18 protein-coding genes and 1 riboswitch are annotated in these 16,206 nt (G+C 43.5%); of the genes, 1 reads left to right on the forward strand and 17 read right to left on the reverse strand.

All coding sequences use genetic code 11. The annotated features are described in order from the left end of the window. The 7 genes from ACTNA4_RS06120 to ACTNA4_RS06150 all read right to left on the reverse strand — a co-directional run bounded on the left by ACTNA4_RS06120 (position 1) and on the right by ACTNA4_RS06150 (position 8,377). On the reverse strand, positions 1–690 hold the full coding sequence (locus tag ACTNA4_RS06120; RefSeq protein WP_427806126.1) for a response regulator transcription factor: 690 nt from the start codon (positions 688–690) through the stop codon (positions 1–3). After that, positions 687–1,841: a sensor histidine kinase gene (locus ACTNA4_RS06125; protein ID WP_427820450.1), complete on the reverse strand. Its 1,155-nt coding sequence runs from the start codon at positions 1,839–1,841 to the stop codon at positions 687–689. Before ACTNA4_RS06125 ends, ACTNA4_RS06120 begins: the two co-directional genes overlap by 4 nt. A 93-nt stretch (positions 1,842–1,934) precedes the next feature. Further along, positions 1,935–3,122, reverse strand: coding sequence for a methionine adenosyltransferase (gene metK, locus ACTNA4_RS06130; RefSeq protein ID WP_427806128.1), 1,188 nt, complete (start codon positions 3,120–3,122; stop codon positions 1,935–1,937). A gap of 157 nt (positions 3,123–3,279) precedes the next feature. Next, positions 3,280–3,382: riboswitch (SAM riboswitch) on the reverse strand. A 136-nt stretch (positions 3,383–3,518) separates the two neighbouring features. Beyond that, positions 3,519–4,811: a UDP-N-acetylglucosamine 1-carboxyvinyltransferase gene (locus ACTNA4_RS06135; protein ID WP_441017493.1), complete on the reverse strand. Its 1,293-nt coding sequence runs from the start codon at positions 4,809–4,811 to the stop codon at positions 3,519–3,521. A gap of 253 nt (positions 4,812–5,064) precedes the next feature. Next, positions 5,065–5,571, reverse strand: a complete 507-nt coding sequence (locus ACTNA4_RS06140) for a shikimate kinase (protein WP_427820464.1) — start codon at positions 5,569–5,571, stop codon at positions 5,065–5,067. A 118-nt stretch (positions 5,572–5,689) separates the two neighbouring features. Continuing rightward, complete coding sequence (locus ACTNA4_RS06145; RefSeq protein WP_427806130.1) at positions 5,690–6,115, reverse strand: hypothetical protein; 426 nt, start codon at positions 6,113–6,115, stop codon at positions 5,690–5,692. 69 nt (positions 6,116–6,184) lie between these two features. Continuing rightward, positions 6,185–8,377, reverse strand: a complete 2,193-nt coding sequence (locus ACTNA4_RS06150) for a DNA topoisomerase III (RefSeq protein ID WP_441029137.1) — start codon at positions 8,375–8,377, stop codon at positions 6,185–6,187. A gap of 140 nt (positions 8,378–8,517) precedes the next feature. Here ACTNA4_RS06150 and ACTNA4_RS06155 point away from each other — a divergent pair, with 140 nt between their 5' ends. Further along, positions 8,518–9,018, forward strand: coding sequence for a DUF6062 family protein (locus ACTNA4_RS06155; protein WP_441029139.1), 501 nt, complete (start codon positions 8,518–8,520; stop codon positions 9,016–9,018). Positions 9,019–9,059: 41 nt separating this feature from the next. Here the strand turns inward: ACTNA4_RS06155 and atpC are convergent, their stop codons facing one another. The 10 genes from atpC to ACTNA4_RS06205 all read right to left on the reverse strand — a co-directional run bounded on the left by atpC (position 9,060) and on the right by ACTNA4_RS06205 (position 16,138). Beyond that, positions 9,060–9,458: an ATP synthase F1 subunit epsilon gene (gene atpC / locus ACTNA4_RS06160; protein ID WP_427806133.1), complete on the reverse strand. Its 399-nt coding sequence runs from the start codon at positions 9,456–9,458 to the stop codon at positions 9,060–9,062. Between the two features lie 12 nt (positions 9,459–9,470). Beyond that, a complete protein-coding gene (atpD, locus tag ACTNA4_RS06165) occupies positions 9,471–10,862 on the reverse strand; it encodes a F0F1 ATP synthase subunit beta (RefSeq protein WP_427806134.1) in 1,392 nt (463 codons plus the stop codon). A 36-nt stretch (positions 10,863–10,898) separates the two neighbouring features. Continuing rightward, a complete protein-coding gene (gene atpG / locus ACTNA4_RS06170; protein ID WP_427806135.1) occupies positions 10,899–11,771 on the reverse strand; it encodes an ATP synthase F1 subunit gamma in 873 nt (290 codons plus the stop codon). A 16-nt stretch (positions 11,772–11,787) separates the two neighbouring features. Next, a complete protein-coding gene (gene atpA / locus ACTNA4_RS06175; RefSeq protein WP_427806136.1) occupies positions 11,788–13,290 on the reverse strand; it encodes a F0F1 ATP synthase subunit alpha in 1,503 nt (500 codons plus the stop codon). Between the two features lie 41 nt (positions 13,291–13,331). Continuing rightward, on the reverse strand, positions 13,332–13,877 hold the full coding sequence (atpH, locus tag ACTNA4_RS06180) for an ATP synthase F1 subunit delta (RefSeq protein ID WP_427806137.1): 546 nt from the start codon (positions 13,875–13,877) through the stop codon (positions 13,332–13,334). Next, positions 13,865–14,380 (reverse strand): F0F1 ATP synthase subunit B, encoded by a 516-nt coding sequence (atpF, locus tag ACTNA4_RS06185; protein WP_427820454.1) that lies wholly within the window; start codon positions 14,378–14,380, stop codon positions 13,865–13,867. The genes atpH and atpF overlap by 13 nt, the downstream gene beginning before the upstream one ends. 46 nt (positions 14,381–14,426) lie before the next feature. Further along, complete coding sequence (atpE, locus tag ACTNA4_RS06190; RefSeq protein ID WP_427806139.1) at positions 14,427–14,690, reverse strand: ATP synthase F0 subunit C; 264 nt, start codon at positions 14,688–14,690, stop codon at positions 14,427–14,429. A 67-nt stretch (positions 14,691–14,757) separates the two neighbouring features. Next, positions 14,758–15,474, reverse strand: coding sequence for a F0F1 ATP synthase subunit A (gene atpB, locus ACTNA4_RS06195; RefSeq protein WP_427806140.1), 717 nt, complete (start codon positions 15,472–15,474; stop codon positions 14,758–14,760). Between the two features lie 18 nt (positions 15,475–15,492). Next, positions 15,493–15,885, reverse strand: coding sequence for an ATP synthase subunit I (locus tag ACTNA4_RS06200; protein WP_427806141.1), 393 nt, complete (start codon positions 15,883–15,885; stop codon positions 15,493–15,495). A 25-nt stretch (positions 15,886–15,910) separates the two neighbouring features. Next, positions 15,911–16,138, reverse strand: coding sequence for an AtpZ/AtpI family protein (locus ACTNA4_RS06205; protein WP_427806142.1), 228 nt, complete (start codon positions 16,136–16,138; stop codon positions 15,911–15,913). Positions 16,139–16,206: the final 68 nt, after the last annotated feature.

Here is a 16,206-nt window from a genome sequence, read left to right on the forward strand (position 1 = left end):
TTACATCTTAAACCTGTATCCTACTCCCCAGATGGTCTCTATATACTGAGGATTGGAAGTATCGTATTCAATCTTCTCTCTGATTTTCTTAATATGAACTGTCACCGTTGCAATATCTCCAATGGATTCCATATCCCAGATCTCACTAAACAGTTCATCCTTTGTATAAACATGATTCGGATGACTTGCCAGAAATGTCAGCAAGTCAAATTCTTTTGTAGTAAACGGTTTTTCTTCGCCATTGATCCATACTCTTCGCGCTGTCGTATCAATCTTGAGACCTCGAATCTCAATCACTTTGTTTTCTTCAACCGCACTGCCGATCAGCCTTTCATACCGTGCAAGATGCGCTTTCACCCTCGCAACAAGTTCACTCGGGCTGAATGGCTTCGTCATGTAATCATCTGCTCCGAGACCAAGCCCTCGTATCTTGTCAATATCATCCTTTTTAGCGGAAACCATAATGATAGGTGTATTCTTTTCATCCCTGACTTTTCTGCAAATTTCGAATCCGTCTACTCCCGGCAGCATCAGATCCAGAATCAGCAAATTATAATCTTCATTCAATGCTTTGTCGAGACCGGTCACTCCGTCATTCGCAACTTCCACTTCGAACCCGCTCAATTCCAGATAATCCTTCTCAAGATCTGCAATTGCTTCTTCATCCTCAATAATCAGTATTCTGCTCATACGTTTGGTACCTCCTGGTATTTTCTGATCACAAAGTACATGACTGTGCCCGTTCCTTCACGGCTGGTTGCCCAGATCTTTCCTCCATGATCTTCAATAATCTTCTTAACGATCGAAAGACCGATTCCACTTCCACCCTTGGATGAATTCCGGGATGCATCCGTCCGGTAAAAGCGGTCAAATATATTCGGCAGATCTTTTGCTGCAATGCCCTTCCCGTTATCCTCCAGCTCCACCTGAATAAAGTCTCCAACATCCTTCACCCGGAGATTGATCAGTCCATGTTCACGCTCCATATACTTAAGCGAGTTACTGATAATATTATTGATAACCCTCTTAAGCTGCTCCGGATCAGCAATGATCTTCTGATCATCCTCCACATAGTTAAAATACCCGAACTCCACATTCTTGGAATCCAGTTCCATCGCAAGATCTTCCGCGCAGTCATCAAAATAAGCATTTACCGACAGCGGCGCAAAATTATACGGAATTCGATTCGTATCAATCTTCGCGTAGAGCGTCAGCTCATTGATAAGAAGATTCATCTCATTGGCTTTATTATATATGGTTCCGAGATATTTGTCCATCTTCTCCGGTGTATCCGCTACTCCATCTCTGATCCCTTCTACATACCCCTTGATCGCTGTAATCGGCGTCTTCAGATCATGTGAAATATTACTGATCAGTTCCTTACTCTCTTTGTCATACCGCAGCTTCTCTTCCGCATTATCCTTAAGGCGTATCCTCATCTCCTCGAATGCCTGCATAAGCTGCCCCAGCTCATCATCTTTCTCCGGTTTCAGTTCAAAATCAAGATTTCCCTCTTTGATATTCTTCGCAGCTTCCTGCAGTTTATTGATCGGACTGATGATTCCTCCATAAACCCAGAAAATCAGAATCACTGCTGTAAGTACAAGAATCATTATAACTGAGAACAAGGTATGCAGGATAAAACTCCTGACCTCCGGCATCTGCCCCAGAAACTCAAGCGAATTCGAAAAGCTCTTATACTCTGTTCCACTGCTCCCATAATTCTTCACGATCACACCGATCTGATACTGTGCGATTCCCCATGTAAGAAGTGCTGTCAGTATAGTCGGAAGTGTAATAATCGTTACAAATGAAATCACAAGTCTCGTGCGTAACTTCATATTCAAATCTGTCCTTTCTGCACATTACTGAATATAGAATAGCACAAAAACGGGCGCTTCACATCAAAGCGCCCATAAATTTTTCTAAAAATTCTATAAATACTTCTTCAATTCTTCTGCCTTGTCCAGTTTTTCCCACGGAAGATCCAGGTCATTGCGTCCGAAATGTCCATATGCAGCTGTCTGCTTGTAGATCGGACGTCTGAGATCCAACATTTTGATAATGCCTGCCGGGCGAAGATCAAAGTTCTCACGGATGATCTCCACAAGTTTATTATCAGAAATCTTTCCTGTTCCAAAGGTATCGACCATAACCGAAGTTGGCTGAGCAACACCGATTGCATAGGAGAGCTGAATCTCACATTTTTTTGCAAGTCCTGCTGCCACAATATTCTTTGCAACATATCTTGCCGCATATGCTGCTGAACGGTCTACCTTCGTGCAGTCTTTTCCGGAAAATGCTCCGCCGCCATGGCGTGCCATTCCGCCGTAAGTGTCCACAATAATCTTACGTCCGGTCAGTCCGCTGTCCCCATGAGGACCTCCGATTACAAAACGTCCAGTCGGATTGATGAAAAACTTGGTATTCTCATCAACCATTTCTGCCGGAAGGATTTCGTCGAAAATGTATTTCTTCACATCTTCATGAATCTGTTCCTGACTCACCTCCGGGTCATGCTGTGTAGATAATACCACTGCGTCAAGACGTGCCGGTACTCCGTTCTCGTCATATTCCACGGTAACCTGTGTCTTACCATCCGGTCGAAGATACGGAAGCGTTCCATTCTTTCTTACTTCCGTCAGACGGAGTGCAAGCTTATGTGCCAAAGCGATAGGATATGGCATATATTCCTCTGTTTCATCGGACGCATACCCGAACATCATTCCCTGATCTCCTGCACCGATTGCTTCCAGTTCTTCATCTGACATTTTATTCTCTTTTGCTTCTAAGGCCTTGTCAACCCCAAGAGCAATATCCGCAGATTGCTCATCAATTGCAGTAATGACTCCGCAGGTATCTGCATCGAATCCATATTTTCCTCTGGTATATCCGATTTCTCTTACTGTATCGCGCACGATTTTCTGAATATCCACGTATGCATTTGTTGTGATCTCCCCCATGACCATAACAAGTCCTGTCGTCGTGCAGGTCTCGCATGCCACACGGCTCATCGGATCCTGCTCCATAAGTGCGTCCAGAATTGCATCTGAGATCTGGTCGCACATCTTATCCGGATGTCCTTCGGTTACTGATTCTGAAGTAAATAATACTCTTTCCATCTTCTTTTCCTTTCTTTTTCTGCCACTCTCTCTTATATGATTGTACACAAAATCGTATTCCTTTTTAAGGATTTGACATACCGGATCATCTATTCGAATCCGATGTGTCAAAAAAAATCAGTCCCAAAAGGACTGACCCGATATTTCATCATCAATCCTCTTATTGTTCGATTACTCGCTCAGGTTGGCACCTTCCATTGTTAAAATGGGGTTGCCGTGGCTTCACAGATCCTTTGTACCTCCACCACTCTGAATAAGAGAAAGCTTCTTTATTCTGTTCCGCTACACATCATATCACTTGTTGTTATATACGTCAATAGGGAACACAACATTTTTGCTGCTGTGCTCCCTACATTTTTTAATATCTGTATGCTTTTTTCAATATTCTCAGTACAATTAACATACTTTCAGTTTGAATTTCTGAATTTCCCGCTCTGTACTTACCTTCTCAATCTGTGCTCCGAGACTTCTAAGTTTTTCTTCAAACCGTTCATACCCTCTCTGGATATAAACAATATCATCCACAATCGTAATTCCATCTGCCGCAAGTCCGGCTATTACCAGTGCGGCTCCGGCTCTGAGGTCAGGTGCGCTGACTCTGGCTCCTGAAAATCCATTCACGCCTTCAATCGTCGCGGAATTGCCTTCAATCTTGACATTCGCGCCCATTCTTGCCAGCTCATCCAGATATTTAAAACGGTTTTCAAAAATACTTTCTGTAATCGTACTTGTCCCTTTGCAAAGAGCAAGTGTAACACCGATCTGCGGCTGCATATCTGTCGGGAATCCCGGATAAGGAAGTGTCTTAACCTGCGTATTGCGCAGAGCTCCTTTCGAAACCACGCGAACCGCGTCATCAAACTCTTCTACTTCACAGCCGATCTCAACCAACTTTGCGATCGTAGCTTCCAGATGTTTTGGAATGACATTTAACACAGTTACATCCCCGCGGGTCGCTGCTGCCGCGAACATAAATGTTCCCGCTTCAATCTGATCCGGAATGATGGAATACGTTGTAGAATGAAGCTTAGACACGCCACGGATCTTAATAACATCCGTTCCTGCCCCGCGAATATTCGCACCCATGCTGTTCAGGAAATTGGCAACATCAACAACATGCGGCTCCTTTGCCACATTTTCCATAATTGTAAGGCCATCTGCCATGGATGCAGCCATCATTACATTGATCGTAGCTCCGACACTGACCACGTCAAAATAGATGTGTTTTCCTCTCAGATGATCAGCCTCGGCAATGATCTTTCCGTGTTCAATGTCCACATATGCTCCGAGTGCCCTGAATCCTTTTAAATGCTGGTCGATCGGACGACTTCCGATATTACATCCACCCGGAAGAGCAACCTCCGCTCTTTTATATTTTCCAAGCAGAGCTCCGAGCAAATAGTAAGAAGCTCTGATCTTCTTAATATAGTCGTACTCGATGTCAAAATCGGTAATATGGCTTCCATTGATCTTAACTGTATGCCGGTCGATTCTCTGAACTCTGGCTCCAATCCCTTCAATGGCTTCCAATAATACATTGATATCATTTACATCCGGAAGATTATCGATCATTACAGTCTCATCCGTCATTATTGCCGCAGCTAAAATAGCGAGTGCTGCATTCTTTGCTCCACCAATTTCAACCTCGCCAACCAATGGATTGCCACCCTTAATTATATACTGTTCCATATTACACCTCTACAGACGTTTTCTTCCCTCTTAAATGTTGTTATCTATGTCACTTATCTATTATTATCTCAAAAACAAAAACCCTCATACTATTATAAATTTGCCACAACTGTGAAGAAATGTATGGGGATACTTTTGTACTTTTCATCTCTTTCTTGAATAGTATAGCACACTAATATAATTTTGTAAAATTTTTTCTATTGATATATGAACCGGATGTAACCACTTCGTAACATTTTTGAAACTTTTTCTACTATTTTTCCATGCTCTCCAGCTCATCAAGTACCTTTTCTATGGTTTCTTCCAGCTCTAATCCTTCTTCAGAAACGGTAATGTCAGCATACTTTTCAAAAAGGCTGATCCTTTCATCATATAGATCTTTGAGCGTCTGGCCGTTCCTGAGCGTTACACCGCGTTTTTTTGCATTCTTCAAGCGGGAATTAATAGTGTCAAACGACACCTGCAGGTAAACAATAATTCCATTTTCTTTAAAGTGGCGCATAGCTTCTTCACAATAGACAACACTCCCTCCGGGAGAAATGACTGCATGTTCCACCTCGATATCTCTGTTTACCTGATTTTCAATCTTCAGGAAATTATCAATTCCTTCCTGTTCAATAATCTCCCTCAACAGCCTTTGTTCCTGTTTCTGTATCAGCAAATCAGTGTCTATGAATTCATAACCAAGCCGCTTCGCCACAACGACTCCTACTGTACTTTTGCCTACTGCGGGCATTCCGATAAAAACAATATTTTTCATATGTACCTCCGCATTTTTTCTAATCATATAGCCTCCTGATTTTGCCGCTCAGCTATTATAGCACATACCTCTGTATTTTATCAATCTTTTTCTATAATAGTTTGGAATGGCATCTTATTTACCAGTAGCGCCTTCTTTGCTGCTCTCTATGCCTGTTTCTTCTTCGCATCAGCTCATGAAATGTCAATAATTCTATGATATCCCTGATCCGGTCTGGTTTTCTGCGACTCCGGACCGGTCTTCTCACCTGCTCTTGTATCTGATTATCCTCCAGAGAGAATTCCTTGATTTTCTCTTGTTCCATTACTTTTTCATAAACTCTGCTACAGATTAAACGGAGTTGAAGTTTATCCGGATATTCATCAAAAATCATACTTCCTTCATAATCCAACCGATCGCATTCTTCCTCAACATAAGGGATAATCTGCTTTGCAAGTTCCGGATACATGCTTCTCAGGTATTCATAATCACGATCTGCTTCCTTTTCATCATCAAACAGAAACGGCATCGGATATGTCATATAATAAGGCATCTTTATGTCCATCTCAGGCACTTCCATTTCATCAGAATATACTTTATTATATGTGAATCGTGTCAGATGGTGCTTTGCTTTCTATTTGAGATTCAATTTGGCAAATGCATCTGCAAATGCGTTGTTGACCGGTTCTTCCTTCTGCTTTTTCAGATATTTCTGCACATCTTTTTTGCTGACACCGGCGCCTTCTTTTTTACGCCTTTCCTGGAATGCTGTCAGTTTTTCTTTGTGCCCGCAAACACATACAAAAATCTGACTTTCACCTTTTCCGCGGAGCTGCATTTTCTTATGACATACAGGACAGCGAGCATTTGTCGTCTTTGCAACCGTCTCGCGATATCCGCATTCTCTGTCCTGACAAACCAGCATCTCACTGTTTTTGCCTTTTACTGCCAGCATACGTTTTCCGCATCTGGGGCATTTTGTATTTGTCAAGTTATCATGACGGAAAGTTCCCTCACCACATTTGATCTCATCCAGAATTTCTTGCGTATATCCTTCAATCTCTTTCATAAATGTCTGTTTCTTCATCTGTCCTTTTGCAATACGTGACAGCTTCATTTCCCAATCAGCTGTAAGTTCCGGCTTTTTCAGTTCTTCCGGAACCAATTCCAAAAGCTGTTTTGCCTTGGATGTGAGATAAATATCTTTCCCTCGTTTTTCCAGAAGAAAACTTCCGAATAATTTTTCAATGATATCTGCTCTTGTGGCAACCGTTCCGAGTCCGCCTGTCTCTCCCAGAGTCTGCGCCATTTTCTTGTCGTGGGATTCCATAAAAGCGATCGGATTCTCCATAGCGGAAAGCAGAGTTGCCTCGTTGAATGGAGCCGGCGGCTTTGTCTTTCCTTCTGTCATAGAAATATACAGTTCCGGCAAACGATCTCCTTCTTTTATCTCCGGCAAAGTCTGATCTTTTAAGCTTCGATCCTCTTCATTTTCCGTTTCGTCCTCCGTCGTCTGAAGATCTCCATACACTTCCTTCCATCCTTGACTCTTTATTATTTTGCCGGACGCAACAAAATGCTCTCCTGCAATTTCTACAGTTACCTGAGTCTGTTCATATTGAAACGGAGGAAAGAACACTGCCATAAACCTTCTTACTACCAGATCATATATTTTCCATTCCTCATTTGTCATATGACTTAACTGTGCCGATTGCTCAGTCGGAATAATGGCATGATGATCCGATACCTTTGCGTCATTTACAAACGCAGGTTTTCCCGGCAGAGTCTGTTTGGATGCCATGAGAGCCATTTTCCGATAAGGGCCTGTCTGACATGCTGCCAGCCTGTCTTTCAGAGTCGGTATAATATCGCTGCTCAGATAGCGTGAATCTGTTCTCGGATAAGTAAGCACCTTATGATTTTCGTATAATCGCTGCATAATATTCAGTGTTTCCTTGGCAGAAAAACCATATTTTTTATTTGCATCTCGCTGAAGCTCTGTAAGGTCATACAATAGCGGAGCCGGTGTTTTCTTCGGTGTCTTTTTAATCGCAGTCACTACAGCTTCTTCCCCTCTAAGCTGCGACACCAGTTTCTCCATTCGCTCTTTATCAAATGACCGGTAACTTTTTGATTTTTGATCCTGCCATGTTAATGTCAGTCCGCCCGTTTTTGCCGTCATTCCATAGAATGGAACCGGCTTAAATTCCTTAATCTGTGCTTCTCTTTTTGCAATCATAGCCAGTGTCGGTGTCTGAACACGACCACAGGAAAGCTGTGCATTATATTTACAGGTTAACGCACGCGTAGCATTAATTCCGACCAGCCAGTCAGCTTCTGCCCGGCACATTGCCGCATCATACAGCGAATCATAGTCATGCCCATTTTTCAGATGCGCAAATCCGTCAGAAATCGCTTTGTCTGTAACAGAGGATATCCACAGACGTTTAATCGGTTTCTTACTCCCCGCTTTTTCAAGGATCAGACGGGCCACCAGTTCTCCCTCTCTCCCTGCATCTGTAGCGATAATAATTTCCTCTACATCTTTTCGGTGAATCTGGTTCTTGACTGCTGAAAATTGTTTTCCGGTCTGTCCGATTACTTCTAATTTAAAGGGATTGGGCATCATAGGAAGATGTTCCATCTTCCATTCTTTATATTTCACATTATAATCTTCCGGATCTGCCAGCGTTACCAGGTGTCCCAACCCCCAGGTTATAATATACCTATTTCCTTCAATTGCTCCATTCAGCTTTTTACTGCACTTTAATACCCGTGCAATATCACGGGCTACAGACGGTTTCTCGGCAATAACCAACGATTTCATCCTATTCCTCCGTTCCATCTATCTAACTTTTCAATTTATTTTTATCATCTTATAATAACATGATTGTATAACGATATCCAATAAAGTAAAATAAATATTATATAAACTCTTTATCTCATTTTACTGAAAGGAATTTACATATGAAAGAACAATTATACACTATTCCCTTAATGGATGCATTTCGTGCAAATGATGAATGCCCGTTTTGTTTCATTGAAAGAGACCTCGAACAGCATGCCCTCGATTTTGTTCTTGGGTCAGGCGCATCCTATATGCGCGATGATATTCGCGCTGCAACCGATCAAGCCGGTTTTTGTCGTGAACACTATCAAAAAATGTTTTCTTATGGAAACAGGCTTGGCAGTGCTTTAATTCTGGAAACTCATTTGAAAAAGCTCACCGGTGACCTAAAAAAGGAAATGAAGAACTATTCCTCTTCCGCCAAACCAAATCTGGCTGATCGTTTCCACAAAAACACTTCCGCAGTCAGCGGAAGCAATAACGTCAGCATATGGTTCCAAAAGAAATTTGATTATCGTTTTCAAGATGCTGACTGGAAAAATTCCAGAGATTCCGTACAACGTGCCATGCAAAAAATCGGGAGCGGTTATCCTGCAGATCCTCCGTATCAGGCTAAATAATCGTAAAACAAAAGGGAGCCAAAAGCTCCCTTTTATTCTTATTAATCCACCGTATTGATTCGTGCAATTGCACGTTTCAGTGCCGCTTCTGCACGAAGCATATCTGTTCCTTCCTGTTTTGCAGTAAGCCGATCTTCCGCGCGTTTCTTTGCCGCTTTTGCACGGGCTACATCAATATCATCCGGCCACTGGGCATCTTCAGCAAGTACGGTAATCTTATCTTTCAGGATTTCTACAAATCCTCCAAGAATTGCTGCTTTCTTCACTTCCCCTTCATTATGAATTTTCATCACACACGGTTCCAGAATGGTCGTAAGCGGTATATGCTGAGCATAGATACCGAGCTCTCCTTCTGTGCTTGTGAATTCCAGGAATTCAGCTTCGCCTTCTGTGAACACTCTGTCCGGAGAAATGATACTCAGTTTAAACTTTTCTGCCATAGGACGTCCCTCCTATTTCACACGGGCAAGCACGTCATCAATATTACCTGCATTCAGGAAATATCCTTCCGGAATATCATCATGCTTTCCTTCCAGAATTTCCTTGAAGCCCTGAATCGTCTCGCTGATCGGAACATAACGTCCCTCCAGGCCGGTGAACTGCGTAGCTACATGGAACGGCTGGGACAGGAATCTCTGAATCTTACGAGCACGAGATACAACCAGCTTATCTTCTTCTGAAAGCTCATCCATACCAAGAATTGCGATAATATCCTGCAGTTCTTTGTATTTCTGAAGAATCTCCTGTACACCACGGGCAACTTTATAGTGTTCCTCGCCAACAATATGCGGGTCGAGAATACGGGATGTAGACTCCAGCGGGTCTACAGCCGGATAAATACCAAGTTCTACGATAGCACGTGAAAGTACGGTCGTCGCATCCAGATGGGCAAATGTTGTAGCCGGAGCCGGGTCAGTCAAGTCATCGGCCGGTACATATACAGCCTGTACGGATGTGATAGAACCACTCTTTGTTGAAGTAATACGCTCCTGAAGAGCCCCCATCTCTGTCTGCAGTGTCGGCTGGTAACCTACGGCTGAAGGCATACGTCCAAGCAACGCAGATACCTCAGAACCTGCCTGTGTGAAACGGAAAATATTGTCGATGAAAAGAAGTACGTCCTTTCCACCTTTATCACGGAAGTATTCAGCAAGAGTCAGTCCGGTAAGACCTACTCTCATACGCGCTCCAGGCGGTTCGTTCATCTGTCCGAATACCATGGCCGTTTTCTTAATAACTCCGGATTCTGTCATTTCACCATATAAGTCATTTCCCTCACGGGTACGTTCACCTACACCTGTAAATACAGAATAGCCACCATGTTCTGTTGCAATATTTGTAATAAGTTCCTGGATAAGTACCGTTTTTCCTACTCCGGCACCTCCAAACAGACCGATCTTTCCACCCTTCTGATATGGGCAAAGAAGGTCAACGACTTTGATACCGGTCTCCAGCATCTCGGTCTCTGTTGCCTGTTCTTCAAAACTTGGAGCTTTTCTGTGAATCGGCATATACTCTACATCTTCCGGTGCAGGCTTTTCGTCGATTGGCTTACCAAGTACGTTGAAGATACGGCCAAGTGTTGCTTCGCCAACTGGTACGGAAATCGGTCCTCCGGTTGCAACGGCATCCATACCGCGAACCAGACCGTCCGTTGAATCCATGGCAATACATCTTACTGTGTCGTCACCCAGATGCTGTGCAACTTCTACCACAAGGATTCTTCCGTCTTTTCTCGTAATTTCAACCGCTTCGTTGATTTCCGGTAATTTTCCTTCTGAAAACTTGAGGTCAAGTACGGCACCGACAACCTGGGTGATCTTCCCTATATTCTTATCTGCCATTTTTTCCTCCTTACTTACAAGGCCCTTGCTTGATTACTAACCGATTGCTTCCGCACCGGCAATAATCTCCGTAAGTTCCTGAGTAATAGCACCCTGACGTGCTCTGTTATATTTCAATTCCAAATCATTAATCATTTCTTCTGCATTGCTTGTAGCAGAATCCATTGCCTGCATACGGGCACCATTTTCACTTGCAACCGCTTCTATAAAAGCGCCATACAGAATGCTGCTGATATACTTTGGAACAAGAAGCCGGACAGCTTCCTCTTCCTCCGGTTCGAAATTCATCGGAGTAATCTTGTCCACTGCATTTGCTTCCTCTTCCCCTTCCTCTGCCTCCTGTGCTTCAACCGGAAGCACTTTCATCAGAGTCGGTATATGGCTGACCGTATTTTTAAAGAAAGTATAGGCAAGGTAAATCTCTCCGATCTCGCCCTTGGCAAAATCGTCAAGAAGTCGGGTTGCAACTACTTTCGCATCATCATAAACCGGTTCTTCAATGATCTCCGAATAATCGGCAACCACTTCGTACCCTCTGTGCTTCAGCAGTTCCAGTCCCTTTCCTCCGACCGCATAAATGCGAACGTCCTCTTTCTTAAAATCACTGCCGGTAATCAGTCTTACGATATTTGAATTGTACCCTCCGGCAAGACCTCGGTTAGAAGTAACTACAACGATCGCTTTTTTCTCGCAACCATTTGATTTTACATACGGATGATCGAGATTGCCTGCTTTGGCAAGCAATGAGGTCATTGTCTGGTACATACAATTAAAATATGCTTTCGAATCCTCGGCACGGCTTCTTGCTTTCTGTAATTTAGCGGTAGAAACAAGCTTCATGGCTTTTGTAATCTGCTGCGTACTCTGGATACTGGTCCGACGCCGCTTGATATCTCTCATAGATGCCATGATCTGTCACCTCTTCCTAGAATTCTTTTTTAAATTCGCTGATTGCCTTCTTCAGTGTCTCTTCTACTTCCTCAGTCATAACTTTCTTTGTTCTGATAGATTCTGGAATTTCCGGATATTTTGTGTCAATATATTCAAATAATCCCTTTTCAAAACGAAGAACATCCTCAACCGGGATATCAAGAATCAGCTTCTTAACAGCAGCGTAAATGATAATAATCTGGTATTCAACCGGCATCGGCTGATACTGTGGCTGCTTCAGAATTTCACGAACACGCTCGCCCTGTGCAAGACGTTCTGCCGTATCAGCGTCAAGATCAGAACCGAACTGGGCGAAAGATGCCAGCTCACGATACTGAGCAAGGTCTGTACGGATCGTACCTGCAATCTTCTTCATAGCCTTGATCTGTGCGGAACCACCAACTCGTGATACAGAAAGACCCGCGTTGATAGCCGGACGGAAACCGGCATTGAAAGCTTCTGTTTCCAGATAGATCTGACCATCTGTAATTGAAATTACGTTGGTCGGAATGTAAGCTGATACGTCACCTGCCTGAGTCTCGATGATCGGAAGTGCAGTAAGAGAACCTCCGCCAAGTTCATCAGAAAGACGCGCAGCTCTTTCCAAAAGTCTTGAATGCAGATAGAAAACGTCTCCAGGATAAGCCTCACGTCCTGGCGGACGACGAAGCAGCAAGGAAAGTGTACGGTATGCAGTTGCATGTTTGGACAAGTCATCATAAACGATCAGAACGTCTTCGCCCTTCTCCATCCATTCTTCACCCATTGCACATCCTGAATATGGTGCAATGTACTGCAGAGGTGCCAGTTCACTTGCTGTCGCAGCTACTACGGTGGTGTAATCCATAGCGCCATAGCTCTCCAGTGTCTTTACAATGTTAGCAACGGTAGAAGCCTTCTGTCCGATTGCTACATAGATACATTTTACTCCCTGCCCTTTCTGATTGATAATCGTATCAATCGCAATGGCAGTCTTACCGGTCTGTCTGTCACCGATGATAAGCTCACGCTGTCCACGTCCGATCGGAATCATGGAGTCGATCGCTTTGATACCGGTCTGCAGAGGGGTATCTACTGATTTACGGGTAATAACACCCGGTGCTACTCGTTCGATCTGACGGTAATTCTCCGCCTGAATCGGTCCTTTGCCATCAATTGGCTGTCCAAGTGCATTTACTACACGACCCAGCATGCAGTCGCCTACCGGAACCTCAACAACTCGTCCGGTCGTCTTAACGGTATCCCCTTCATTAATGTTCTTGTGATCTCCCAGAAGAACGGCACCAACGTTGTCTTCCTCCAGGTTCAGCACCATACCATATACTTCAGAAGGGAACTCCAGAAGTTCTCCCTGCATCGCATTTTCAAGGCCGTGGACACGCGCAATACCATCCGCTACCTGAATAACGGTTCCCACGTCAGAAACATTAAGCTCAGACGCGTATCTCTGAATCTGTTCTTTAATCACAGAACTAATCTCTTCTGGTCTTAAGTTCATGGAGCGAATCCACCTTCTTTCTCTAAATTTTCAAGGATAAATCAAACCTGTATCTTTCTCAGGCTCTTTGACAGCTCGTACAGCTTTGTCTTGATACTTGAATCCACAACACGGTCACCGATACGAATAACCATTCCGCCGATCAATGATGCATCAACCGCATAATTCATTTCAAATGATTCATATCTTGTTGTTTCAAGCAGCCGTCTGACTATCTCATCCTTCTGCCCATCTGTCAGCTCTACCGCTGTTGTCACATAGGCAATTCCGATTTTCTTTTCTTCTTTTACCAGTCCGATAAAATAATCGAACACGGATTCAATGTTACTGTAACGCCCTTTGGCAATCATCAGTTTCATCAATTCCACGATCTCATCGGAAATCCGACCGCGGAAGACGGTTTCAATGACATTTTCCTTATCCTCACGTATGACTTTCGGATTCTCCATCATCTTCTGGAGTTCTTCGTTTGCCTGAAGAAGCTTCTGAAGTTCCAAAACCTCCTCATACATATCATCCATACGTCCGGCTTCACGGGCAGCTTCAAACAGGGCGTCGCCGTAAACCTTTGATACTAACTTAGCCATGTCTGTTCACCCATTTCTTTTAATGTCTCATCAATCAGACTATCCTGAACACTAGTGTCAATGGAAGCTGCAACAACCTTTCCAGCCATCATAGACGCGATCGAGATCATCTCCTGCTTCATATCATCCAGAGCACGTTTCTTCTCCAGTTCAATTTCAACATTCGCGCGTTCAATAATGCGAGCCGCCTCTTCCTTCGCCTCAGCGATGATCTTTGCTTCGTTTTTCATCGCTTTCTTGCGGGCTTCACTCAGGATTTCTTGAGCTTCTTTATCGACTTCTTTTAATTTCTGCTCATATTCTTCTTTATATACGATAGCTTCTTCTTTTTCTTTCTTTGCAGTTTCCTGCTCCGCTGCAACTCTCTTCCGACGATCTTCCAGAACCTTACGAACCGGATCGAATAACAGATAAGAGAGCAATGTGAACAGTACAAACATACTGCAGGCCATTACGGCTGCATCAAAAAGAAGCTGCGCATCCAAGTTAAATAAACGCTCCAAAGCCTGGCCTCCTTTCTCTTATTTTGTCAAGGCATAACCACTCTTTTTACAGTTTTCCAAGCAGTGGGTTAGCGAATAAGAGAATCAATGCGATAACCAGACCATAAAGACCGGTTGTCTCTGCTACGGCCTGTCCTAAAAGCATGGTAGATGTTACGTCAGATTTTGCTCCCGGATTACGTCCTACTGCTGATGCACCATGTCCGGCAGCGATACCCTGTCCAACTCCAGGTCCGATACCTGCGATCATCGCAAGACCTGCTCCAATTGCTGAACACGCTAAAATTAAACCTTCATTAGAAATATTCATAATAATCTTCCTCCTGTTTTCTTTTTGTCTTAATCTCTTTCTGGATTTGAATTTTTTTCAGCATCTGCTAATCGGGTACCTTGTCTTTAATAAATACCATTGTCAGCATTGCAAACACGTATGCCTGAATACAACCTGAGAACAGGTCAAAGTATACGTGTAAAATTCCCGGCCAGCCCCATGTAATCTTATATAACAGTCCATATAAGAGTCCCATGATAACCGTTCCGGAAAGCACGTTACCAAACAAACGCAGTGAAAGCGAAATCGGCACTGCGATCTCACCGATCAGATTAATCGGGAACAAGAGTGGCAACGGTTGGAACAAACTCGTAAATGCTCCGGCTTTGTTGTACTTGATATTGTTGTACTGAATCAAAGTAAAACTGATAAGACCAAGCGGCAATGTAACGCCATAATCTGCCGTTGGCGGCCTGAGTCCTAAAAGTCCGGAAATATTCGATACGATCAGGAACAGGAACAGCACTCCAATGTAATTCCGGTACTTTGTTCCCAGTTCCTTGCCCATGCTGCCGTATGTCATATTGTCGAGCATTTCAACAATAAACTCCGCAACATTCTGTAACGCTCCCGGCTTGCCTTCCGCATTACTTAGCTTAGAACGGACAACCAGCGCAAATATCAGCATTAACGCAATAACGATCAAGATACTGACATGGGTGGTGGTTAGCCAAAGCTCTTGTCCAAACAGTTCGAACTTGACGAGACCGTGGATTTGGAAATCCGGTTCTTTCGCCGCCAGTATCCCTAAGCTATTCCCCACATTTTTAACCTCCTTTACTTAAGATTTTTTAAGCTTTTGAAAAAGTTTGTGCATAATCGGCTGCGAATATGCTGCAACTTTTAATCCCATTACTCCTGCAATAAGCGTTAATATATTAACAAGGTTAAAGTAAGTGACTCCTATAAACAGAATGATCACTGCAATATACCTTTTCGCATACGCTTTCTGCATGTACTTTGAGGCGCCCTTCTCGTCAAGATACAATGCCTCATCCAAAGACTGCTTCATATGGATTGCCATCCCGATTCCGGTCGCGACTCCGATCCAGAGCCCTGCCGCCATCCTCAGATGATCTCCCGGTATAAACAGACAGATAATCTGTGCTATAATTCCGTATATGACCATGGTCATGATCATGTCTTTCAACACTCTCTCATCTGATCTCTCCATACCCGTTCCCTTCTTCCTGCCAATCCTACTCTTTTCTGTCTTCCGGATCTTCATTTGCATGCCTGACTAAATAATATGCATTTCTTCCCCCCGCCAGCACACCAACAATAATTAATGGGATAAAAACCGGAAAAGATATTCTCTCCTCCAGCCATGCTCCGAGAAACGTGCACAACAAAATAGGGACCAGTATACTTATACCCACCTGTGAAATTAAGGCTAAAGTACGGAACACACTTTGTTTATAATTCATACCGATTCCCCACTTTCTGAAATTTCTCTGTATCCTATTATATCTGTTTTCGTGTCCGATGTCTAGCA

It is taken from the genome of Bariatricus sp. HCP28S3_A7 (assembly GCF_052066375.1).
Taxonomy (GTDB): domain Bacteria; phylum Bacillota; class Clostridia; order Lachnospirales; family Lachnospiraceae; genus Allocoprococcus.